Source organism: Streptomyces sp. NBC_01431, from assembly GCF_036231355.1.
GTDB lineage: Bacteria > Actinomycetota > Actinomycetes > Streptomycetales > Streptomycetaceae > Streptomyces.
Genome location: NZ_CP109497.1, coordinates 431216 through 452650 on the forward strand (window position 1 = coordinate 431216; position 21435 = coordinate 452650).

General features: G+C 68.5%; 18 protein-coding genes and 4 pseudogenes. 12 read left to right on the top strand and 10 right to left on the bottom strand.

The features are described 5' to 3' along the window. Nucleotides 1-47: 47 nt before the first annotated feature. The 3 genes from OG522_RS39370 to OG522_RS39380 all read left to right on the top strand — a co-directional run bounded on the left by OG522_RS39370 (nucleotide 48) and on the right by OG522_RS39380 (nucleotide 4544). Entirely contained in the window at nucleotides 48-920 is an 873-nt protein-coding gene (locus OG522_RS39370; RefSeq protein ID WP_329468263.1) for a helix-turn-helix transcriptional regulator, read from the top strand. A gap of 1038 nt (nucleotides 921-1958) precedes the next feature. Further along, nucleotides 1959-2687, top strand: a complete 729-nt coding sequence (locus tag OG522_RS39375; RefSeq protein WP_329468265.1) for an SDR family oxidoreductase — start codon at nucleotides 1959-1961, stop codon at nucleotides 2685-2687. Between the two features lie 651 nt (nucleotides 2688-3338). Further along, nucleotides 3339-4544 (top strand): alpha/beta hydrolase family protein, encoded by a 1206-nt coding sequence (locus tag OG522_RS39380; protein ID WP_329468267.1) that lies wholly within the window; start codon nucleotides 3339-3341, stop codon nucleotides 4542-4544. Nucleotides 4545-4572: 28 nt separating this feature from the next. Here OG522_RS39380 and OG522_RS41450 read toward each other — a convergent pair whose 3' ends face one another. Then, entirely contained in the window at nucleotides 4573-4857 is a 285-nt protein-coding gene (locus OG522_RS41450) for a hypothetical protein (RefSeq protein ID WP_443074871.1), read from the bottom strand. Nucleotides 4858-4946: 89 nt separating this feature from the next. Here OG522_RS41450 and OG522_RS39390 point away from each other — a divergent pair, with 89 nt between their 5' ends. Next, nucleotides 4947-6005, top strand: coding sequence for an NAD(P)/FAD-dependent oxidoreductase (locus OG522_RS39390; RefSeq protein WP_329468268.1), 1059 nt, complete (start codon nucleotides 4947-4949; stop codon nucleotides 6003-6005). 30 nt (nucleotides 6006-6035) lie between these two features. Here the strand turns inward: OG522_RS39390 and OG522_RS41455 are convergent. The 3 genes and pseudogenes from OG522_RS41455 to OG522_RS39400 form a co-directional block, all read right to left on the bottom strand. Then, a pseudogene (locus OG522_RS41455) lies at nucleotides 6036-6386 on the bottom strand (cupin domain-containing protein); the annotation flags it as partial. Next, a pseudogene (locus OG522_RS41460) lies at nucleotides 6384-6686 on the bottom strand (helix-turn-helix domain-containing protein); the annotation flags it as partial. The pseudogenes OG522_RS41460 and OG522_RS41455, both read right to left, overlap by 3 nt. 66 nt (nucleotides 6687-6752) lie before the next feature. Further along, nucleotides 6753-7748, bottom strand: coding sequence for a hypothetical protein (locus OG522_RS39400; protein ID WP_329468269.1), 996 nt, complete (start codon nucleotides 7746-7748; stop codon nucleotides 6753-6755). A gap of 415 nt (nucleotides 7749-8163) precedes the next feature. On the opposite strand from OG522_RS39400, the gene OG522_RS39405 reads away from it, so the two are divergent. After that, complete coding sequence (locus tag OG522_RS39405) at nucleotides 8164-9027, top strand: LLM class flavin-dependent oxidoreductase (protein ID WP_329468270.1); 864 nt, start codon at nucleotides 8164-8166, stop codon at nucleotides 9025-9027. On the opposite strand, the pseudogene OG522_RS39410 reads toward OG522_RS39405, so the two are convergent. Beyond that, nucleotides 9028-9192: pseudogene (locus OG522_RS39410) on the bottom strand (ATP-binding protein); the annotation flags it as partial. Between the two features lie 56 nt (nucleotides 9193-9248). Further along, entirely contained in the window at nucleotides 9249-10274 is a 1026-nt protein-coding gene (locus tag OG522_RS39415) for a polyprenyl synthetase family protein (RefSeq protein ID WP_329468271.1), read from the bottom strand. A 429-nt stretch (nucleotides 10275-10703) separates the two neighbouring features. Here OG522_RS39415 and OG522_RS39420 point away from each other — a divergent pair, with 429 nt between their 5' ends. From OG522_RS39420 to OG522_RS39440, 5 genes are all read left to right on the top strand, one after another. Further along, nucleotides 10704-11351 (top strand): ABC transporter ATP-binding protein, encoded by a 648-nt coding sequence (locus OG522_RS39420; protein ID WP_329468272.1) that lies wholly within the window; start codon nucleotides 10704-10706, stop codon nucleotides 11349-11351. Continuing rightward, nucleotides 11348-12190 carry an ABC transporter permease gene (locus tag OG522_RS39425; RefSeq protein WP_329468273.1) on the top strand — a complete coding sequence of 281 codons (843 nt, stop codon included), beginning with the start codon at nucleotides 11348-11350 and terminating at the stop codon, nucleotides 12188-12190. Before OG522_RS39420 ends, OG522_RS39425 begins: the two co-directional genes overlap by 4 nt. Before the next feature lie 146 nt (nucleotides 12191-12336). Next, a complete protein-coding gene (locus tag OG522_RS39430; protein ID WP_329468274.1) occupies nucleotides 12337-12798 on the top strand; it encodes a nitroreductase family deazaflavin-dependent oxidoreductase in 462 nt (153 codons plus the stop codon). 475 nt (nucleotides 12799-13273) lie between these two features. Next, nucleotides 13274-13753: a hypothetical protein gene (locus OG522_RS39435; protein ID WP_329468276.1), complete on the top strand. Its 480-nt coding sequence runs from the start codon at nucleotides 13274-13276 to the stop codon at nucleotides 13751-13753. 35 nt (nucleotides 13754-13788) lie between these two features. After that, the gene (locus OG522_RS39440; RefSeq protein ID WP_329468278.1) at nucleotides 13789-15858 is read left to right on the top strand and encodes a M48 family metallopeptidase; all 2070 of its coding nucleotides are present in this window, start codon (nucleotides 13789-13791) and stop codon (nucleotides 15856-15858) included. Nucleotides 15859-16075: 217 nt separating this feature from the next. On the opposite strand, the gene OG522_RS39445 is transcribed toward OG522_RS39440, so the two are convergent. Continuing rightward, a complete protein-coding gene (locus OG522_RS39445; protein ID WP_329468279.1) occupies nucleotides 16076-16633 on the bottom strand; it encodes an NADPH-dependent FMN reductase in 558 nt (185 codons plus the stop codon). Nucleotides 16634-16740: 107 nt separating this feature from the next. On the opposite strand from OG522_RS39445, the gene OG522_RS39450 reads away from it, so the two are divergent. Then, on the top strand, nucleotides 16741-17214 hold the full coding sequence (locus OG522_RS39450; RefSeq protein ID WP_329468280.1) for a MarR family winged helix-turn-helix transcriptional regulator: 474 nt from the start codon (nucleotides 16741-16743) through the stop codon (nucleotides 17212-17214). A 530-nt stretch (nucleotides 17215-17744) separates the two neighbouring features. On the opposite strand, the gene OG522_RS39455 is transcribed toward OG522_RS39450, so the two are convergent. Both OG522_RS39455 and OG522_RS39460 read right to left on the bottom strand, forming a co-directional pair. Beyond that, nucleotides 17745-18020: a hypothetical protein gene (locus tag OG522_RS39455; RefSeq protein WP_329468281.1), complete on the bottom strand. Its 276-nt coding sequence runs from the start codon at nucleotides 18018-18020 to the stop codon at nucleotides 17745-17747. Between the two features lie 213 nt (nucleotides 18021-18233). Beyond that, nucleotides 18234-19670 carry a carboxylesterase/lipase family protein gene (locus OG522_RS39460; protein ID WP_329468635.1) on the bottom strand — a complete coding sequence of 479 codons (1437 nt, stop codon included), beginning with the start codon at nucleotides 19668-19670 and terminating at the stop codon, nucleotides 18234-18236. A 140-nt stretch (nucleotides 19671-19810) separates the two neighbouring features. Between OG522_RS39460 and OG522_RS39465 the strand changes: the two genes are divergently transcribed. Then, nucleotides 19811-20788, top strand: coding sequence for an Lrp/AsnC family transcriptional regulator (locus OG522_RS39465; protein ID WP_329468282.1), 978 nt, complete (start codon nucleotides 19811-19813; stop codon nucleotides 20786-20788). Between the two features lie 55 nt (nucleotides 20789-20843). Here the strand turns inward: OG522_RS39465 and OG522_RS39470 are convergent. Beyond that, a pseudogene (locus OG522_RS39470) lies at nucleotides 20844-21301 on the bottom strand (transposase); the annotation flags it as partial. Between the last annotated feature and the right edge of the window lie 134 nt (nucleotides 21302-21435).

Here is a 21435-nt window from a genome sequence, read left to right on the forward strand (position 1 = left end):
CCCTTTCGCGGGCCGTCGGGGCGATCTTGGGCCCTATCGTGAACGGCATGGACCGCAACACAGCTCTCGGTGAGTTCCTCCGCTCTCGGCGGGCACGGATCACCCCGCGCCAGGCGGGCCTGTCCGACAGCGGCGGCTCCCGGCGAGTGCCAGGACTGCGCCGCGAAGAGATCGCGCAATTGGCGGGCGTGAGCGTCGACTACTACGTACGCCTGGAACGCGGACGCCGACTGAACGTCTCCGAGACCGTCCTCGACGCCATCTCCCGCGCGCTACGCCTCGATCCCGTCGAACGCGCCCATCTGTTCCAACTCGCCAAGCCCGTCGCAGGTAGGCCCCGCCGCACGGCGACGCGTCCGCAGCCGGTCCGCCCGGGGCTGCGCAACCTGCTCCGCACCCTGGAGCACACCCCCGCCCTTGTGCTGGGGCGGCGACTGGACGTACTCGCGTCCAACCAGATGGCACGTGCGCTGCTCACCGACTTCGACGCGCTGCCGCACCGTGAGCGGAACCTGGTGCGGTTCATGTTCTGCGACGAGACCGCCCGCTCGCTGTACGCCCACTGGGACACCCACGCCCAGGACATTGTCGCCTCGCTCCGGCGAGACGCCGGACGCCATCCCCACGACCCACTGCTGGCCGAACTCGTCGGCGAACTCTCAATCAGGGATGAGGACTTCCGCCACTGGTGGGCCGACCAGAACGTGCATCGGCACACGCATGGCAGCAAACACTTCCGCCACCCGATCGTCGGCCCACTCACCCTCAATTACGAGTCCCTCACCCTGCCCGCCGACCCGGACCAGCGGCTGAGTGTCTACACCGCCGAGGCAGGCTCCAGTTCCGAAGAGGCGCTTGGGCTACTGGCCGCGTGGGTACGGCAGCCCGAGACCTCGCACGGGCAGCACGCAGATCATTAGACGCCCGCCGGTCATTAGACGCCCGCCGGTCCGCGAGGAGCGGTCGGCCATAGTGGCTGCGCGTCCGATGAGCCGGGATGCGCGTTATGGAACACCGGCAGACCCTGCGCCACACTGCCGGAGTCCCGCAAGCTCGTCGAGGGGGAAGAACCGGGATTGAGAGGAATGCGACGTGCCCATTCGCGCCGCGCAGCAACTCTCGCGACCTGGCGCCTCCTCCGACGCAGCCGAGGCAACGACATCACGCATACCCAGCTCACCGTGGTCCGCCGGTATCTGCGGGCAGCCGTCCATCTCCGGAACCGGCTCGACGGGACCAGCCTCTGACTCTCCGACCTGCCGTCAGGCCGACGTTGAACGCTGGATGTTCAGCGACGCTGTCCGTCACCGTCGAGAGCCCAGGCCACTTCGTGGGCTGGACTCTCGCCCGGAAGATCGCCCACGGTCTCAGCTTCCCGGCTGTCAGATGGAACGGTTCCTCCCAGGCGATGGACGTCGAAGCCCGATGGGCCCGCCCGCCGTCTGCTGCACGACGACGCTCTCAAGTCCGAAGGCCGGCCCGCTGTTGCTTCGCTATGCCCGATGGCCCGCGGTGAACTCCCGGCTCACCGTCGACCACATCGAGGAGACCGACCGTGCAGTCCCTCTCGCTTCGGCGAGTCCCGGTCGAGCTGCCCGGCCCCGTCGCCGAACTGGCCCTCCGTCAGGTTGCGGTCCGCCGCAGCCATGCCGCTCTCGCCCGGACAGAATTACCCTGGCGATTCCCCGGCGACCAGCCTGGCCGCCCGATGACCGTCCGGGCATGGGCGAACGTCTCCGTAAACTCGGCATCCGGCTTGCCGACCGAGACCCGCTCAACTGCCCTGTTCCAGCTCGCCACCGAGCTGCCACCACGGTCCTCGCACGCGCTCCCGGCACCGGCATCACCGTTGCCGTCAAATGGCAACGGGCCGCCGCAGGAGACTGGGACGCCTATGCAGCCGAAGTCAGCCGCCGCACTTCACTGCAACCTCCGATCCAGGAACCTGGAGTACCGACATGAGATTCAACGATCACCGCGTGGTCATCACCGCTGCCGGCCGCGATTTCGGACGCACTCTGGCCATCCGTCTCGCGGACCTAGGCGCCGAGGTCTTCCTCTCCGCGCGCACGCACGCCGCCGCTGAACGGGTCCGGGACGAGATTCGCAGCCGAGGGCACCAGCAGGTCCACGCCTTCACCTGCGATCTGACGGACCCGGCCTCGATCCGCGACTTCGCTGCCGACGTCGGCCGGCACACCGACCGCATCGACATGCTGATCAACAACGGCTCCCGCTACCTCCAAGGGCCAGACCTCCAATCCGCCTCCGACGCCGACGTCATCGACACCATCGCCTCCGGCGCCACCGGCACTGTCTTGACCGTGAAGAACTTCCTCCCTCTCCTCCTCAACTCGGATAAACCAGATGTGGTGAACATGGTCTCCGCCTGCGGCACGGCCGGTCATCACCGCTCGGAAGCACACGATGCCTTCTACGCGGCCAAGAGCGCCCAGGCAGGGTTCGCCGAGATCCTCTCCAAGCGGCTGCGTCCCCAGGGGGTCCGGGTGATCTCCCTCTACCCGCCCGACTTCGACAACCCTGATCCGCTTTCCGAGGAATGGGAGAACACACCGCGCGAGGCCAAGAATGCGCTCACCGCGCAGTCGCTCGTGGAGTGCATCCTCTTCGCCGTTGCCCAGCCGCGCGACTGCTTCATCAAGTCGTTCCACTTCGAACAGGCCTGACTGGCTCCTGGCACGTCCACGCGCGGCGACGAACACCGGGGTCCGGGGCGGCACATGGGCCCCGGACCGAGGGCATTCAGCCGGTTCCAATACCCGAGCACACCATCAGTCGGCGAAGTACGCCGCAGCGAGGCCATCGACCGGGTCACTGCCGCTGCGTCGGGCTATCCCGGCCGTGCGCGGGCATCCGATACTTCGAGGTACGACCGACTCAAGAACTGGCGCGCCCAGCGTCGCTAGGGTCCGATTCCGGGGTCCTGTGTTCCCGAAGCGGGGGTGCGGTTCGGACCTCTTGCGGTTCCAGATCGGTTCGTCTGCATGAGCAGTCGCGATGGACCAGCGCAACACCAACCTGGCCACTGCCCGGGAGATTTGGCCAAACATCACCCCGACCAGCGTCGCGTTGGTCCTTCGGGGGTTCATGCGGCTTTGAGTGGGCTGCCGTCGTAGGTCCGGCGATAGGGCTTGGCGTCGTGTTCGACTAGGCCAGGACGAAGGTGGCACTCGACGATGTCGGCGAAGGGAACCCCGCACCGCACGACATACTCCCGGCGGGTTACTCCGGTACCTCCCGGGGGCTACGAACGACACCAGAATGCTTACATCCATGGGCCGATTCGATACGGAGCCGCGGAATCTAGCGTCGATCCCATGAAACGCAATCGCCGTATCAGCGCCGTCGCGGCGCTGGCGCTCGCCGCCCTCGTCACCGGAACCGGCGCCGGGTTCGCCGCCACGACCACACCGTCGGCCACACCGGTGGCCACGCACGCGTTCGACACCGCACCGGCCACGGCCCCCGCGCCCACGCCGTCCTTCCACGGCACGCTCCCCGCGCCGACCGGCCCCTACGCCGCCGGCGAGGACATCATCCACCTCACCGACGCGAGCCGTCCCGACCCGTGGGTGCCGTCATCCGGCCCCCGCCAACTGACCGTCACGATGGTCTACCCGGCCGTCCCCGGGACCGGGACTCCGGCCCCCTACATGACCCTCGCCGAGGCAGCCGGACACATCCAGCAGGCGAAGATACCGGCGAGCTCCGGCATCACCCCACAGAACGTTTCCAGCGTCACCACTCACGCCTTCGACGGCGCTCGGCCGCAACACGGCAAGTATCCGCTGGTGCTCCTCTCACCCGGGTTCGGGGACCCGCGCATGGTGCTCACCTCGCTCGCGACCGACCTGGCCAGTCACGGCTACGTCGTCGCGCTCGTCGGCGACACCAACGGGGACAGCGGCGAGACGCTGGCGAACGGCCAGACGCCGCCGTGCGCGATCTGCGATGACCCGAACCTCGACATGGACACGGTCACCGCCAGCCGCGCGCTGGACGAGTCCTTCGTGATCGACCAGTTGACGCACGGCAATACCGCGTGGCGCCTGGCACACCTCATCGACAAGCACGAGATCGGCGTGGCCGGACACTCCATCGGCGGAGCGACGGCCGCCGCCACGATGATCGCCGACCCGCGAGTACGGGCCGGAGTGAACATGGACGGCAAGTTCTACCCGGTCCCGATGCCAGGCCAGATCAACCGGCCGTTCCTCATGCTGGGCGAGACCGACACCCACTTGGCCGGCGGCTCCGACACCACGTGGGAGCAGACCTGGGCCGCCCTCGGCGGCTACAAGAAGTGGCTGACGGTCACCGGCGCCAACCATCCCAGCTTCACTGACGTAGACCTGCTCGAGGAGCAGGCCGGGTTCCCGACGCCGCCCCTCGACCCCGAACGTGGAATCGTGATCACGCGTGAGTACGTGACAGCGTTCTTCGACCAGACGCTGAAGAACATCCACAGTCCGCTGCTGGACGGCCCCTCGCCGAACAATCCGGAGGTACTTTTCCAGCCCTAGTGCAGCGTCGCGTTGATCCTTCGGGCGTTCATGCGGCTTTGAGTGGGCTGCCGCCGTAGGTCCAGCGGTAGGGCTTGGCGTCGTGTTGGTCGTAGGCCAAGACGAAGGTGCCGATGGCCGCGGCCAGTTCGTCGCGGGAGGCGAACTGGACGTCCGGGCCTTTCTCGTACTCGGTCAGCGCCCGGTAGATGCTGTAGAGGCCGGAGGCTGGGGCTGTGCCCCTTGTGGCGGCCGGTGGGGATGAGCAGGTCTGGGGCTGGATCTCCTCGTCCGTCTCGCCGTTCGCGCGGCGGCGAACCACGGTGTGCGGCATGTCGTCGGTGACGACCGGCGGCCGGCCATCTCTTGCCGGTTCGGCAAGAGGAGTGGCATCACTGACGAGGGCGCAGCACCGTGTGCTGCATGAACACGGAAGAGATGCTGGAAGAGTTCGATGTCGTTGTCGTCGGCGGTGGAACCGCAGGTCTGTCGGGTGCGCTGACCCTGGCCCGGGCCAGGCGTTCGGTGTTGGTACTCGATTCCGGGCAACCACGCAATGCCCCCGCAGACGCGGCCCATGGCCTGTTGTCGCGTGACGGGGTGTCGCCACGGGATCTGCTGCGCACCGGTCGTATCGAAGTCGCCCGCTACGGAGGCACGCTGCTCCAGGAAGGCGCGAAGTCGGCACGCCGGACGGGCGGCAGGTTCGTCGTGGGCACGCAGAGCGGCCGTACCTTTCGTGCCCGCCGTCTGCTGGTGACGACGGGCCTGGTGGACGAGCTGCCGGAGGTGCCGGGGCTCTGGGCGCGGTGGGGGCGCGACGTGCTGCACTGCCCCTACTGCCACGGCTGGGAAGTGCGCGACAGGACGATCGGGGTGCTGGGCACCAGCGCCGCATCGGTGCACCAGGCGCTGCTGTTCCGCCAGTGGTCATCGCGTGTCACGCTGTTCCTTCACTCCGGCCCGGAGCCGAGTGAGGAGCAGTGGGAGCGCCTCGCGGCGCGCGGCATTGAGGTCGTGCAGGGTGAGGTGTCCGGCCTGGATGTCACGGACGACGCCCTGAGCGGTGTCCGGTTGGCCTCGGGCCTGCGTGTCCCCGTGGACGCGCTGGTGGTGGCGCCACGGTTCGTGGCGCGCGGCGAGATCCTGTCCGGCCTGGGAGTCGACCCGGTGGAGCACCCGATGGGTGTGGGCACCTATGTTCCCTCCGCGCCGGGCGGTGCGACCGAGGCTCCCGGGGTGTATGTGGCGGGCAACGTCACCGATTTGATGGGCGGTCTGCCCGCGGCGCAGGCGTCCGGTGTGGCGGCGGCCGCGGCGATCAACGCCGACCTGGTAAACGCCGACGCCGACGAGGCAGTGGCCCGTCGCCGGCCCGCCCAGGTTTTCAGCGCGGCCGATGAGGCGCTCGTGTGCGAGCGGGTCCTGGGCGATCGCCGGCACGGCCTGGATTCGATGCTGCCCTCCGAATCCGGCCGGTAACGGGAGGGCATGCGTCCGGGCGCGAGGGCGTCAGGAGGCGGGGCGGGCGCGCAGGTGGGCGCGTTCGCCCTGCTTGCCGAAGATGACCAGCAGCTCCACCGGCTGGTCGTTGTCGGTGCCCAGCCAGGGCGGGACGTGGGTGTCGAATTCCGCGACTTCCCCCGGCGCCATGACCAGGATGCGGTCGCCGAGGTGAAGGCGGAACCTGCCGTTGAGGACGTAGATCTATTCATAGCCCTCGTGCGTCCGGAGCTCGGGCTCGTCGGCGGTGGGGCTGATGACGAGTATGTGCGCGTGCATGCCGCCCGGCCTGCGGGTCAGCGGCACGTACGTCATACCGTCGCGCCTGACGGGGCGCAGATGAAGGCGGGGATCGCCCGTCTCCCTCTGGTCTGCCCAGCCGTGGGCGAGCGGGCCGCGCTCCAGCTCCTGCTCCAGCCTGGCGACCTGGGTCTCGCCGAGTTTCGACCAGCCCGGCGAGCCCTTCGACAGCAGCCCCGCCTCGCCTTGTTCGCGCCAGGCTCGGCGCCACCGCTCCACCGACCGCACGCTTACTCGCGGCGCTGCAGCGACCTCTGCGTTCTTGTGTCTGGTCTCGAAGCGTTCCACGGCCTGGAGCCGCAATTGCTCCCGCTTGCCCCTCTCGGCGTCGGTCAGCCTGCCGCCCTGCGCGTATCTCACGCTCCAGGATTACTGGGTGCCAGCAGGCGACGTTCCCCGAATGGCACGATCGTCACCCGGCCAACGTCAGTTCACTTGGGCGAGCTCCCACAGGCGCACCGTAGTCCCGTCCTTCGAGATCGTGTACCACCTGCCGCCCCCAGCTGCGCGCGCAGGCCCCGAGACTGGGACGGGGTAGGAGATCTCGCCAAGCAGGTCCATTCCCTTTACGTCGACCAGCCAGTGACGGACCGACCCATACTGGGCATCGCACTCGGAGGTGCCGGCAACGATGGTGTCCTCGTCCACGAACGCCGCTTCAAAATCCCAGTAGACCCTGTCCTTGCCCGTGTTCTGCGGGTGCGCCGGCACGGCGTCCGTGGCGTCCAGTTTCCGCGAGACCTTCGAGCTGTGCTCCAGCTGGTGGAGCGAGAGGGACCACTGTCCGACGGGAACAGTCAGGAGCCTCCGACCAGACGGGCTCACCGCGAGGAGGATCCGCTCGGTGCCAATCTGCTCGGCGGTCACCTGCTGCCCATCCCAGCGTCCCCACAACACGGGCGAGCCTTCTTCGCCCTCACCGAGGCTCAGCCCCATCTGCGAAGGGTCTGGGTGTGACGTGTGCTCGGAGCAGGAGGCCATGGTCCCGGTGTTCACACGTCCCACGGCCCTTCCGGCTACGGCGTCCAGGACCACCCACAGTTCCTGGTCGTCCTCCGTGTTCCCGTCGCTGGCCAGCGGTCCGCGGACGTGTGACCAGACGAGCTCGCCGTCCGCGCTGACGACGGCCGAACCGCTGTCCGCATAGAGGTGGTCCCTGTCGTCCGCGTACTCGTCGAACGACACATGCAGCAGAGGACAGCCGCCCCAGCAGCCATGCCGGACTTCCCACCGCGTCGCACCGGTCGCCTCCACCGACCGCACTGCATGAACGCCGGCGAACACCGCTGCATCCCGCTCCGGTGACACCGTCACCGTCCCAAAGCGGCGGGGCCAGGGCGCCGGGAACCGGATCTCAGCGCCTCGACCAGCATCAGGCTGATCAACATCGACAGCCACCACCTCAGCGTCATCACGCTGCACCAGGAGTGTGCGGTTCGGCCAGCACAGCACCTGCGGCGCCTCTGCCGACCCTGGGTCCAGTGGAGCAGCAACGGTGGCGATGAGACGAGCAGCGATACTCACGGCTTCTTCCAGCTACAAACGACGGACAACGCGAGGGCCTTACAGCCCAACCCTATGGGCAACGCCAACGCCGCCGAGCGGGACTCCGAGCCGCGTCACTGAGCTCGCCTCCCGCAGGCCGACATCACGCTTTCAAGTTCAGTAGCAGTCGGCATGGCTTGGATGCGGAGCCCCATGGGTCGGCCTGCTCTGCCGGTCCAGCCGCGGTTCGGGGAGGGTGGAGTGCGTGTAACGCGGTGTCTTCGAGGCCCGGCCGTGCCGTCTGGATCGGATTCCGATTGCTCCTTCGCGGCCAATTGCGCATCCTGCCGGGATGCGCTTCTCCATCAACATCCCCAACTTCGGTGACTTTGCCGACCCTCGTAACGTCGCGGCCGTGGCGGCTGCCGCCGAACAGGCCGGCTGGGACGGGCTCTTCGTCTGGGACCACGTACTGCACCGACAACACCAGGGGCGCCCCTTCGGAGACCCTTGGATGCTGCTGACAGCGGCCGCGCTGGCGACCTCGCGGATCCGGCTGGGCACCTTGCTGACGCCGGTCGCCCGTTATCGTCCGCAGCAACTTGCCCGCCAGGTGGCCACCCTGGACCATCTCAGCGGCGGCCGCGTGATCTTCGCAGCGGGCCTGGGCGGGCCGGTCGAGGACGAGTACCGCAGCTTCGGCGACACCGCTGACCCACAGCTCCTCGCCGAGCGGCTGGATGAAGGACTGGACTTGTTGAGGCGCTGGTGGTCCGGCGAGCCGGTGGACCACCATGGCCGGCACTACGACGTCCGGGACGTGACGCTGCTGCCCGCGACCGTGCAGCGGCCTGGTCCGCCGGTGTGGATCGGCGGGTTCTGGCCGCGCCGCCCGCCGATGCGGCGGGCAGCGCGGTGGGACGGCGCGGTGCCTCTTTTCGAGACGGCCCGGCATGGGCACGTGCCCGATGTGGCAGAGGTTCGGGATCTTGTGGGTTATGTGCGCAAGCACCGTATGGGCGGGGCCGAGCGGCCCTTCGAGTTCGTGCTCGGCGGTGCCACGCCCTCGGATGCCGTGAAGGCCAAGGACGTGATCGGTCCGCTGCGCGACGCCGGCGCCACCTGGTGGGACGAGCGGCAGGTCCAGACGGGCCCGGATCTGGACCGCCTGTCCCCGGTAATGCGCCGGATCGAGGCGGGGCCGCCGGTGATCTGATCAGCCTTTCGAGGGTGTGCCGGGTTTGTCGGTGGGATTCTTCGGCTGTTTGTTGGGCCGGTAACTGGGGCCGTTCTTGATGACCTGATGGCTGGCGTTGATCAGCCGGTCCAGCAGCGACTCGGCGATGACGGGATTGGGGAAGAGCGGCGATACTGCCGTGGGGCACGACGGAACGCAGAACGGGAAGAAGCGGGGCCCACGCCGACCGGACGCGCGGGTCAAGGTCCTTCGGGCTCATGGCCCATCGCCAGTAGTCCTCGGCGCGATTCGCTGACGGCTTGGTGGGCCAGCGTCCATAGCGCCCGGGTCTTCGGGGAATCCTCAATGAGATCTTCCACGCGTTCCCATTCACGCCGCAGCTTCGTGAACGCTTCGGTACGGCTTGCTTCCAACGCCCCGCACCCGCGCAGCACCTGTGCTGCTTTGACAACCCGGCGTTTGCCCGCGCGGCCGTCGCGCAGGCCGTTCCACAGTCGCGCCATGCGGGCCTGGGGGAGCAGGTCGACCGCGTGGGCCATCGGCATAGTGACCTTCCCGTTGAACAGGTCCTCTCCGGCCCGCTTGGTGGCGCTCCCCCCTCGTACGACGCCGTCCAGGTCCAGGACGTCGTCGATGATCTGGTAGGAGACCCCCACGGCCTCCCCGAACGCTCCGAGTGCGGCCTGCACGTCCTTGCCGGCGCCGGTGAGCAGCGCCGCGGTCTCCATACACGCACGTACCGGTGCGCCCGACTTCAACCGGTGGGTCAGCCGGACGAGATGCTGGACCTCACGGCCACAGCCGGCCGCCACCGCGGCGTCCATCTCCGCCTGGTGGCCTTCCAGATCCAGGCCCTGGCCGGCGTGGGCCGAGCGCAGCACACCCAGGCAGGTTTCGGTGACGGCGGCGCGCAGTGCGGCATCCTCGGGCAGCGTGGACCGAAGGGCATGGTCGAAGGTGAAGTAGGCGGCCGTACCGGCATTCAGGGCAGTGGCCTGCCCGAAGACGGCGTGTGAAGGTGCCCGGCCGCGCCGCAGAGTCGCCCCGTCCTGGACGTCGTCGACCATGAGCGAACCGGTGTGCATCAGTTCCATCGCCGCCGCGAGGGGCGCGTACCGGGCGACGTCGCCGCCGAGGAGGTCGATCGCGGCCAACAGCAACCGCGGGCGCAGCCGTGCGCCACCGGCCTCGACGAGATAGCGCACGGGCCGGACGAGCGCCTCGTGGAGGCGGCGATCCGCCCGCTCGGCGACATCTGTCGGCATGCTCCCCAACGTCGTCAGCGCACACAAACGTGCCGTCAAAGTTGCTTGCGGGCACGGGGCATACAGGTCGTCGAGCGCCCCTTGCACAAGCCTTGCCCACGGAGGCTCCATGCTGCCCGGCAACACGGCGGCCTCAGGCTCCTCCCTCCGCCCAGGACCCATCACAGGCACGGACATCGCACCGACGACGTTGCTCACCTTCGACCTTCCCGCTGTATGACCTGCGTGAGACGGCTGGGCGTTCCCGGAACTCGTCGAGCTCGGCCACGGGCGACCTGTCACCACAACGAGCACGCTCCTGGAAAGAAACGACCATGCTTTGTGCGGATCGTCATCGCTCACCAGATCAAGTGACGCCCCATGGGTCGCCGCCACGTTCTGCCCGGTCGTCCGTTGCAACTCGTATGACTTCTTTGCGTGAGGTGACATATGCCGGGGGGTGACTTCGTTCTGCGCGTGCGCAACGTGCACAAGAGATATGGACGACGCTCCGTGCTCCGGGGCGCGAGCCTTGATCTGTCCGCCGGCCAACTCGTGGGGATCGTCGGCGAGAACGGTGCGGGCAAGAGCACTCTGCTGCGGATCCTCGTCGGCGATCTGACGATGGACAGCGGAACGGTGGACCACAAGGGACGGGTGGGTTACTGCCCGCAGAAGACTGTCCTGCACGAGGCATTCACCGTCGACCAGCACCTGCGCTACTTCCAGGCCGCCTACGACCTGGACTGTGTCGATCGGGCGCTGGAACTGCTGGAGGCGCTCAACTTCACCGAGTACCGGCATCAGCGTGTTCACACCCTCAGCGGCGGCACCCGTCAGAAGCTGAATCTCACTCTCGCGCTCATGCACAATCCTCGGCTGCTGCTCCTGGACGAGCCCTACCAGGGCTTCGACTGGGAAACATATCTGCGGTTCTGGGAGGTCGCCCATGCGCTGAGGGAGAGCGGCTGTTCGGTCCTGGTGGTCTCTCACCTCGCCTACGACACCGACCGCCTCGATACCGTGTACCAGCTGACGGACGGAGCCTTGCTGCACACCGGCCGGCTTGCCGACAGCACGCGTGGGGGCGTGGCATGAGCCGGGTATGGCTGTGCTTCGTCACCGCGGTCCGCTTCGCCGTCCTTGCGCAGCTGCGCAATCGCCTGGCGCTGGCGCTGGTCGTCTTCTTCATCCCCCTGTGGCTCTCGCTCGCCTACACCGTGAGCGCCAAGACCGCGGTTCCCTTCTTCCTGCGCGCGGCCCACCGGACGATCACCGTGGACGGCAACATCCTCATTCAGCTCACAGGGGCGCTGCACTCCCTCGCGCTGATCATCGGTTTCATGATGTTCCTCGCCACCTCGCAGTCCGCGGAGTTCGACAGCCGCCTGGTGATGGCCGGCTACCCGCGCCTATGTCTGGTGGCGGCCAAGTACGCCACGCTCCTGCTGACCGCGGCCCCCGTCGTCCTCTACGCCACCTTCTGGGTCCGGGTGTTCTGGGCCCCCGAACGGCTGGAGCTGCTGGCTGCCGCTCTGTTCGTCGGCGGCCTCATCTACGGAGGGGCCGGCATCATGCTGGCCGCTGTCCTGCGCAGCGAACTCGCCGGGACCCTCCTGGTCATCATGGTCAGCTTCCTCGATGTGGGATTGCAGAACCCGATCGCCAACCCAGCGGCCGACAGTCCCGTGATTCGGCTCCTGCCCACCTACGGTGCCATGCAGTCCGCCACCAGCGCGGCACGCCTCGGCACGCTGCCCTGGACCTACCTCGCCCTAGGACTGTGCTGGGCCCTTGGCATGACGGCGATCGGCGTGACGACATTCGCCCTGCGAAACCGACACCGCTCCTTGGGTAACTCCCGGCCGGCTATCCCCTCTCCGCGCAGACGCCACGACGCGATCGAACCACTCCCCGAGACAGAACGTTCACGGTGAACAACAACAGCGCGCACTTCCACCCCACCACCGGGGCACCTGCACCGGCCCACTCACCCCAAGGTCCGACCCGGACAGCGGCCCCAGTCCCACCCACCGCGCCGGCACCGCGCCCCAGGCCACCCGTCTCAGAAACGGGCCCCCTGATGCGATTCCTGAACCAGATCGCCACCAGCCGCTGGGCCAGCGGCCCGATGCGAGCGATGGTGCCCTGGGACGCAGCACTACAGCTCCGTACCAAGGGACGCCTCAGCATCGGACGGGCAGTCGGCCTCCACTCGCTCCTGCTCACTACCACCGGTGCCCGCACCGGACAGCCCCGCCAGGTCCCGCTGTTCCACGTGCCGTGTGAGCACGGCTTCGCCGTCATCGGCTCGAACCTCGGCGGAAACAACCACCCTGCCTGGAGCAGCAACCTCCTCAAATACCCGTACGCCACCGTCGTCACCCGCGGGAAGCAGTTCCGTGTCCTCGCTCGTGAGACCCACGGCCTCGAACGTGAGGAGATCTGGCTGACGATCCTCACCGTTTCACCCGGCTACGCAGCCTACGACGCACGCTGCAGCCGGAACTTGCGGATCTTCGTCCTGCAACCCGTACCCGCATAAGGCGCGGCGACATCTCAGTCAGCGAGGCCCGCTTATGCCAAGCCGACTGGGAAGATCACGGCTGACTGGTGGCGCGGATCGCGAACCGGTGGGCGGTGAAATGGATGCCGGAGAGCGGCTCCTGGACGCCTGGGAGGGCGGTCCGGCACGGCAGCGGCAGGCGGCTGGGGGAGCGGGTCGCGGGCTGGCCGAGAACGGGGCCGTCAGGTCAGCGGCCCGTAGTGCCCCCAAGGGCATCCGGGCTCGCCCAGTGCGCACAGGACGTCTGGGTGCGCGGGATGGCCGGGGAATGTCTGCCTCTGCCCTGGTTCCTGTGTCGTGAACATGTGAGCTCACCACTCCCAAGCCCAGGGTCGCAGGCCGTCATGGACACCAGGTGGATGCCGCGTGAGAGAGACCGGAAGTCGCCCTGTATAAAAGGCCGTTCTGCGCTACGTTGCTGATCCTTTGACGTCTCGTCAAGCAGGGAGGCGGCGTGGAACAGCCCGAGGCTGCGGATCTCGCGCTGGGGCGGGCCATCGTGGCGCGGATAGCCCCCGAGGAGCTCCCCTACTTCGACGAGACCGCGGCGAGCCTGCCCCGCCGTACGCGCAGGCGTGGCGGGCGGCGTCCCAAGGAGGATCCGCTGGCGTTCGGCGGCGCCGCCGAACTGGTCGTCACCAGCATCGCCTGCGGGGTCGCTACCGAGGTGGTGAAGACGATGGGCGCGTCGGTGGGAAGCGGTCTGGTTGCCCGGCTCCGGCGGCTGCTGCCCCGCAGCCGCAGTGCGGAACCGGTGGCGCCCGATCCCGGCGGGCAAACATCGCTGCCCGCCCTCACCGAGGAGCGGATCGCCGATCTGGGGGCAGCCGCAGGACGCAGCGCCGTCCTCCTTGGTCTGCCGCCGGATCGCTCCGAGTTGCTCGCCGAAGTGGTCCGGGACCATCTGAGAGCAGCCCACCGGCCCAGCGCATGACGGCCCCCGGGGGTGCTACGCCGCCCTTGGAGGCCGTGCCGGCGCGCCGATCGCTGCCCTCGGGCACGCTCGTTGCATTCGTGCTGCTGATCTGCGCGGTGCTGTCGTTCCTGTCGGTCCTGCACCCCGGCTACGCCGACTTCATCGCCGGCGAACGGGGCGCCCCCGACCTCAACAGCTGCATCCGCAATGCGATACGGGAGGCCGGTGGGACGGGCGAATTCATCCAGTCCCATGCCCGGACGGGCTGCGACTCCAGTGGCGATCGCACCTCGCAGGGCATCCTCGTGTCGTATGTGATCCTCGCCGTAGCGACCGCTGTGCACTACCGCTTCCGGTCCGCCCGCCGTGCGCGGCGCCGCGGGGTACGGCTGCTGGACCCGGCGCGTTTGCCTGCCCTGCACGCGGAGACCGCCCGTCTGGCCGCCGGTGCCGAGCAGACTCGCGGAGTCACCTTCCTGGTGGACTTCCTCGACTCCGGGGTGAACGGCGTCACCTTCGGCCGCGTCGGCCACCGGCAGATCATCCTCAGCCGCGGCCTGATCCGCCTCCTCGACGGGGACGCTTCAGACCGTGCCGCCTTCCGCGCGGTCGTCCTCCACGAACTGGCTCACGTGCGCAACCGCGACGTCGACATCACTCTCGTCAGCATCGGGCTGCTGCGCTGCTTCTTCGTGCTGATGCTCTTGCTTCCGCTGGTCGGAAACCTTGCCGGACTGCTCTTCGTGCCGGGCGGCACCCCGTACTACGGGATGGCGCTGTTCGACTCGGCCGTGTTCGGCGCGGTTCTGCTCGCCGCCCGCTCCGCCATCCTGCGGACCAGGGAGTTCCGGGCCGACGCCCGGGTCGTGGAGTGGATGGGCACAGCGCAGCCGCTGCTGCACGCCTTCGACCTCGCTTCGGCCGCGTCCGGCGGCCGGCGGTCGGTGCGCGGCTGGTGGGCGAAGACCACCCGCACCCACCCCACGTTCGCCCAGCGTCGAGCCTGCCTGGCCGATGAGGCGCTGGTGATGCACCAGGGCTTCGCATTCGCCTTCGTCATGGGGTTCTGCCTACCGACCGCCTGGGACCCGGTCTCCTCTGTCACTGCACAGGTCCGGCAAGGCGGTGGCGTCAGCAGCTGGTGGCCGTCGGGGCTGATCACCCTGGTGCTTGTACTGGTGCTGCTGCTCACTACGGTCCGCGCCTCGCTGCACCGGCTGACGCATCGGACGGGGGCACCCTCGCCGGTGCCGTTCCGGCTGGGGGTGGGCGTGGGGGTGCTGGCGGGCTTCGCGCTTGCGCCCAGTGCGGTCACCGACCATCTGTCCCTGCCGGGATTGCGCCTCTCTTCGCAGGCCTCCGGCTGGCTGGTGGTGGCCCTGCTCGCGCTCCTGTTCACCATGTGGTGCCAGTACCTCGGTGACTCCTGGGCCCGTGCGGTGGACCTGGCACGGCGGCCGTTCATCACCTTCGCCGGGGTGGGTCTCATCGTGGCGGGGGCGGTGGTCGCAGAGGCGGGAACTGTCTTCGGGCTCCAGTGGGAAATCGAGTACGGCCAGTTCATGGACAAGCGCCTGGCTGCCTTGCCGGGCCCGCTACACGCCGCGGTGTGGACGCAGTACAGGTACATGACGCAGCTGCTCTCCCTCTGGTGGCTGCTCGCACTGCTCGCGGTACTGCTCGGGGTGCCGTTGGCCGGTGCGATACGCGGCATGAGGCTCCCTCGGTACGCGGGGGTGCAGGACCTGCCGGAGCGGCCTGCGCGGCGCGCCCTCGCCCCGGTGCTGGGTGCGACCGCGCTGACGGCACTCCTGCTGCCGTCGGCCTATACCTGGTGGGCCCATCAGCGCGGCCTTGACGCGCTGGCATTCCCGACCTTCCTCACCCCCATTACGGTCGCCGCGGCAACCGGGACACTGGCCGGTGGGCTGGCCAGGACCCGCAGCATGGTGTGGGCGGCGGTTACCTCGCTGGCGATGGGCCTGCTGCTGGCGCTACCGCTGCCGACCAGTACGTGGAGTTCCCAACTGGGCGTCGGGGCCGAGGGTGCCGTCCTCGGCACCCTCCTCATGGCGGCGATTCCGCGCGGCCGCCTCCTGCCTCGGCGCACGGGTGGTGGGTGACCGAAGGACGGAGTGAGCTTGTCGTTCAACCTGCGACGCCGAACGCAGGTCGAACTTGATCAGCATGGGCTCGCCCCGGGGTCGCGGATACGGCGCCGTCGGTGTTTCCGGTTGTGCCAGGTGATATCCCTATCTCCCCGAGCCACACCCCGCACAGCAGCAAACCGACATCACGGTCTGCGAGCAGGCAGCCGCACGACCGTACCGGCAGAGTGAGTCAGCTGAGCTTTTCGTCGATGGTCAGCTTCGACAGCTCGTCAATGAGCTGGGCCAGTTCGCCGCCAAGTCCCTCGGAGGGGGAGAAGTGTCCCTCGGAGGACAAGGAGTGGATCGCGGGTACGGCCAGGCGGCGCTGGGCGGGCCGCAGGCCGAGTCGGGTGAGTACGGGCAGCAGCATTTCGGCGGCCGGTGCGCCGCCGGAGTCGCCGGCGGAGTAGCTGACCAGGCCGACCGGCTTGCCCTCCCACTCCTTGTACAGGTGGTCCAGGGCGTTCTTCAGCGGTGCGGTGAAGCCCCCGTTGTACATCGGCATGACGAACACGAATGCGTCGGCCGCGCCGGCGATCGCGCTCCAGTCACGGGTGTGCTGGTGGTTGTAGATACCGGTCGAGGCGTACTCGGGCTCATCGAGCAGCGGAAGGGCGAGTGCCCCCAGGTCGACGAACTCGACCTCGAACGCGCCGTGTTCGCCGGCGGCGTCGGCGACCCATCGGGCGAGGGCGCGGCCGTTGGAGACGGTTCGGGTGCTGGTGGACAGGACAAGCAGGCGGGCCATGTCGGCTTCCCTCCGAAGTGGTTGATGTGTCACCAATCCAAGCGCGCAACTAGGTGACTTGTCAACCACCTACGTGACACGTCACCTATCCCGTTAGAGTTCCGTCCATGACCTCTCCCCGCTGGCTGACCGATCCCGAACAGCGCGCCTGGTACGCCTGGCGGCGGATGTTCCCCCTCATCAACGCCGAGATCTCCCGCGACCTCGGCGCGGACAGCGGCCTGTCCGAGGCCGACTACGACGTCCTGTCCGTGCTCAGCGAAACTCCCGGCAACCGCATGCGCGTCACCGGCCTCGCCGGCCTGATGATGTGGTCCCGCAGCCGCCTCTCCCACCACCTCACCCGCATGGAACAGCGTGGCCTGGTCCGCCGGGAGGAGGTCACCTCCGACGGCCGCGGCGCCGAGGTGGTCCTCACGGACGCCGGCGTCGCCGTCATCCACGCCGCGGCCCCCCTGCACGTCGAATCCGTACGCCGGCACCTGATCGACCACCTCACCCCGGAAGAACTGGCCACCCTGGCCGGCCTCGGGGAGGCCATCGCCCAGCGCATGGGCGTCACCCGCAAGAACAAGAACTAGGGCCAATACCGCTTACTTTGGCGCCCCTTAGAGCCTTCCCAGGAGGGCATCGCCGCAGTTCAACAACGCACTAGGGCTGACGCTGTCCGCGCGCCTGAGCAGGCAGTACGGCGACAGCAGTACGTGCGGCAGGAGCGGCAACGGGCCAGCCTCGGCCGCAGCCCCCGGAGGCCGCCCCCGGGCAGCCGGATCGCGCGCTCGCGTGCATGGCCCCACGGACGCAGTGGCCCGTCGCAGGCCGGACACGTCGGCAGCACATTCATCTCCGGCTCCGCTACGAAGCGCTGCCCCAGGCAGGAGCCATCGCCTGAAATCGGCGCGGGTCATCGAATAGCTCGCTGGCTTTGTTCGCGAGTCGTGGTTCTGGCTCAACTCATGACGTCACCTGTACGCGGGTTGGGGAGGCTCCCAGATCCACGGGCGGGTGATGTTTCACGAGTTTGGGGTTCTGGCTCAGATCTTGGGGAGCGGTCGCGGAGTGTTCCCTCGGTGTTCGGATGCACGCGTTGATTCGTTGATTCGTTGATTGGCTACTCAACGGCTCGGTAGTCGGGTGACGGATGGGCCAGCTCGGGGTGTTCCACTACGTACCGATCGCCGTGGATCGCCAGCATCGCCCAGTGCCACGCCTCGTCGTGAAAAATCAGCCCGCGGTACGGCGCCTCAGCCGGTTCGTATGGGTAACACTCCAGGGCGGCCTCCCTGGCTTCCTTCGGCGCCAGCCCGCCGTGATGCTGCATTACCCATGCGTAGCTACGCCGCTCGGACTGCAGACAGTCGAGATACTCAGCTTCGTTCCAGGTCACGGCTCAACGGTAGAGCAGGCGACGAGGAGCGCGATGGGGGCCGGAGTGGAGGGGAGCGGGCGTACCCGCTGGTTCCAGGTCGCGAACCGGTCGGCCATGGTCGGAGAGTGCAGCCGGTCCCAGGCGCAGATGGTGGTCAGCAGGGTGAGGAGCGCTCTGCCCAGTGCGGCATGGTCGGCTTACGGACAATGCGCTTCATGGCCCTCTCCCGGCTCAGCCGAAGTGGCGGATGCGGGCGGCGGTCGTGGGGGCGTAGGGCAGCCAGTCACTGATCGTTCCGGTGGTGACGAACTCGGCGACGGCGGTCGCGAATTCGCGGCCCAGGGCGCGCTGGGTGGCGCCGGCCCCGGCAAGGACGGGGCTGTCGAGGAAGGCGTCGAAGGTGTTGAAGAGGAAGGGCAGTTCGGCGCAGTGGGTGGCTCCCAGGGTGTACGGGTCCTCGGCGGGGGCGTAGTCGAACTCGTAGACGTAGGTGGTGTTGCCGCCGGCCGCGTGATGGTCGGCAATCTCCAGCGAACCGTCCCGGAAGAGCTCGTCGGTCTGCGCCGCGGTGAAGATCTGCGCCGGTGTCGCCTGCGGGAGACGAGCGGCGTGCTGCTGGTAGACGTCCTCAGCGACCTGCCGCCCGACCTGGGCGGTGAGCACGTCCAGTGCGGCTGTCGTGGTGAGGTTCTGGATGCGGGGGTCGAAGGCGAAGAAGGCCGTCGACTCGTCGTGAGTGGTGCCGACCAGCAGCGGCTTCCCCTCCAACGCGCCGTCCGCGAGCGCCTGTTGCCGCGTGCGGGGCATGCCGGGACCGCCGAGGACCGGGTACATCGGCGGAGCCACGTTGCCCGGAACCGCGAGCTGGGCGGAGAGCCGGCCGTAGGCCGCCAGCAGCTGCTCGGCCGGCAGGGCGCGCAGGGCCTTCGCGGTGTCAGTGCCGTCCGCGATGCCCAGCAGGCGCAGATAGGCGTCGGCGTTCTCGGCGGCCTGGTGCGCATCCTGCGGGGCCAGGCCGAAGGGCCCGCTCTGCAGCAGCACCCGCGTGATGGATCCGCTCGTCTCGGGATCGAGGGCCAGCATCAGGGACGAGTAGGCCCCCGCGGACTGCCCGCCGACCGTGACGGTGCGCGCGTCTCCGCCGAAGGAGGCGACGTTGTCCTGCACCCAGCGCAGTACGGCGGCCTGGTCCTGCGGGCCCAGGTTGGCGGCCCCGATCTGCGGCAGATAGAGGTAACCCAGCGGCCCCACACGGTAGTTGGCGGCGACGACCACGATGTCGCCCAGGGCGGCGAGGCGGGCGCCGTCGTACCAGTCCCAGCCGCCGGAGCCGCTGGTGAAGCCACCCCCGTGCCACCACACCAGGACCGGCCGGGCCACCCCGTCCGTCAGCGCCCGGCGCGGGGTGAAGACGTTGACGGTCAGGCTGCCGTCCTCGTTCCAGTCCGGCACCCGCTGCCCCTGTACCTTCTCCAGCCGGGAGGCCGCCTGCGGCACTGACGGACCGGCCTGCGCCGCATCCCGCACCTCCGTCCAGCCCGCGTGCGGCCGCGGCGACGCGAACCGCAGCTCGCCCACCGGCGACGCGGCGTACGGGATACCTCGGAAGGACACCGCCTCGCCCTCCACGACGCCCCTGACCTTGCCCCGCTCGGTGTTCACGACCATGCGCTCGATACCGGCACCGGTCACCGTGCTCACCTGCTCTCTCTCGTCTCGGGTGCTCCGAGACATTTCTAGGCCGGGGAGAAAAGCTGAGCCAGAAATACCCATGTGAATCGAGGAAGCAAGACATAAAATTCTGAACCATGGAAAAAGTGCGCCACCAGCTGAACGAGACGGACAGTCGGATCGCCGCCGCGATGCTGGCCGCCCCGCGCGCCTCATGGCGGACGGTCGCCCGTGTCCTGGGCATCTCGGAGCGCACCGTCGTGCGACGTTCGGCGCCGCTGTTCGGCGACGGGACCCTACGTGCCACGGCCGTGCGCAACCCCGTGCACTTCCCCGACCTGATCCCGCTGGCCCTGCGTATCCGCTGCAAGCCCGACCGGATCGGCGCCGTCGCCGCCACCCTCGCCCGCCGCCCCGACACCCTCTGGGTGGACGTCCTCGGCGGCGGGGACGAGATCTGCACCATCCTGTTCCTGGACGGCCCGGACGCCCGCAACAGCCTGCTGCTGCGCGACCTCCCCGCCACCCCCGCGGTCCAGTCGTGGACCTCGCATGTCCTGCTACGGGTCTTCCCGGCCGTCTTCGACTGGAGCGGCGGCCTGCTGTCGGAGGCCGAACTGACCAGCCTGCGCCCGGACATGCCCGCGGTACACACCCGGCCCGCCCTCCAGCCCGTCGACCACCAGCTGATCACCGCGCTGATCGAAGACGGACGAGCCTCCTACACCGACCTCGCCCGCCGCGCCGACACCACCGCCCTCACCGCCCGCCGCCGCCTGGAGGCACTGGTCGGCGGCCAGGTCCTCCGGCTCGCGACCGAAGTCGACCTCGCCCGGCTGGGCATCCGCACCGAGGCACTTCTGTGGATCACTGTCGCACCCGGGGGACTGGAGGAGACGGGCCAGGAGCTCAGCCGCCACCCTCAGGTCCGCTTCGCCTCCGCCGCGACCGGCACCGCCAACCTCCTCGTGGCGCTCGCCGCAGCCGACCTCAACGCGCTCTACCACTTCATGAGTGACACCATCGGAGCCCTCGAACACATCTCCACCGTCGAGGTCACGCCCATCCTGACCGGCGTCAAGAGAACCGGCCTGGTCCGTCCGGGCAGCCTGTGAGCCGAACACACGCGGCCTTCGGCGTCATCGTCCCCAACACCGACGTATGAGCAACCAGAATCAGCCCCAGCACTTCGACGGCCAGTCCCCGCTTGGGCCCGGACACCTTCTTGTTGGCGTCCAGTCCCGTCGTGGTCTTCGGGACACCCGCGGCCGCGCGGACGGACTGGGTGTCGATGATCACCAGGGACGGGTCCTCCAATCGCCGGGCGCTCTCCCGCACTTGGTAGCGCAGGAGTTCCTGGATTCGATGGTCAAGACCGTCTTCGCATCACAGGCCGAAGTAGTGGAACGCCGCCGCGACCAGGCTGGGAAGTCGTGGGGCAGATAGCGCCACTGGCAGACCGTCCGGTTCCGATGGAAGATCGCGTTCACTACCTCCCGCAGATCGCACGCCCCGGGATCACCGGTCGCCGACCGCGCCACCCTCTCCTGCTTCCAAGGCGTGATCATCGGCTCGATCAACGCCCACCGCTCGTCCGGCAAGTCGCTGGGGTACGGCTCTCGCTCCATGCCCCGCATCTCGGCATGGACATGTCCGGAAGGTGGTCGATGTGACGATCAGTATCACGATCGAGTGATCACGAACCAAGGAAGATCGGACTTAACATCCACTCATAGGCGCTTCCGATCACCCGTACTAACAG

Coding starts and splice junctions, on each gene's coding strand:
- OG522_RS39425 (WP_329468273.1), top strand. CDS start 11,348: ATGAGCCGGGTATGGCTGTGCTTCGTCACCGCGGTCCGCTTCGCCGTC.
- OG522_RS39460 (WP_329468635.1), bottom strand. CDS start 19,670: ATGGTCGTGAACACCGAGCGGGGCAAGGTCAGGGGCGTCGTGGAGGGC.
- OG522_RS39420 (WP_329468272.1), top strand. CDS start 10,704: ATGCCGGGGGGTGACTTCGTTCTGCGCGTGCGCAACGTGCACAAGAGA.
- OG522_RS39405 (WP_329468270.1), top strand. CDS start 8,164: ATGCGCTTCTCCATCAACATCCCCAACTTCGGTGACTTTGCCGACCCT.
- OG522_RS39430 (WP_329468274.1), top strand. CDS start 12,337: ATGCGATTCCTGAACCAGATCGCCACCAGCCGCTGGGCCAGCGGCCCG.
- OG522_RS39375 (WP_329468265.1), top strand. CDS start 1,959: ATGAGATTCAACGATCACCGCGTGGTCATCACCGCTGCCGGCCGCGAT.
- OG522_RS39445 (WP_329468279.1), bottom strand. CDS start 16,633: ATGGCCCGCCTGCTTGTCCTGTCCACCAGCACCCGAACCGTCTCCAAC.
- OG522_RS39415 (WP_329468271.1), bottom strand. CDS start 10,274: ATGCCGACAGATGTCGCCGAGCGGGCGGATCGCCGCCTCCACGAGGCG.
- OG522_RS39390 (WP_329468268.1), top strand. CDS start 4,947: ATGAACACGGAAGAGATGCTGGAAGAGTTCGATGTCGTTGTCGTCGGC.
- OG522_RS41450 (WP_443074871.1), bottom strand. CDS start 4,857: ATGCCGCACACCGTGGTTCGCCGCCGCGCGAACGGCGAGACGGACGAG.
- OG522_RS39380 (WP_329468267.1), top strand. CDS start 3,339: ATGAAACGCAATCGCCGTATCAGCGCCGTCGCGGCGCTGGCGCTCGCC.
- OG522_RS39370 (WP_329468263.1), top strand. CDS start 48: ATGGACCGCAACACAGCTCTCGGTGAGTTCCTCCGCTCTCGGCGGGCA.
- OG522_RS39450 (WP_329468280.1), top strand. CDS start 16,741: ATGACCTCTCCCCGCTGGCTGACCGATCCCGAACAGCGCGCCTGGTAC.
- OG522_RS39465 (WP_329468282.1), top strand. CDS start 19,811: ATGGAAAAAGTGCGCCACCAGCTGAACGAGACGGACAGTCGGATCGCC.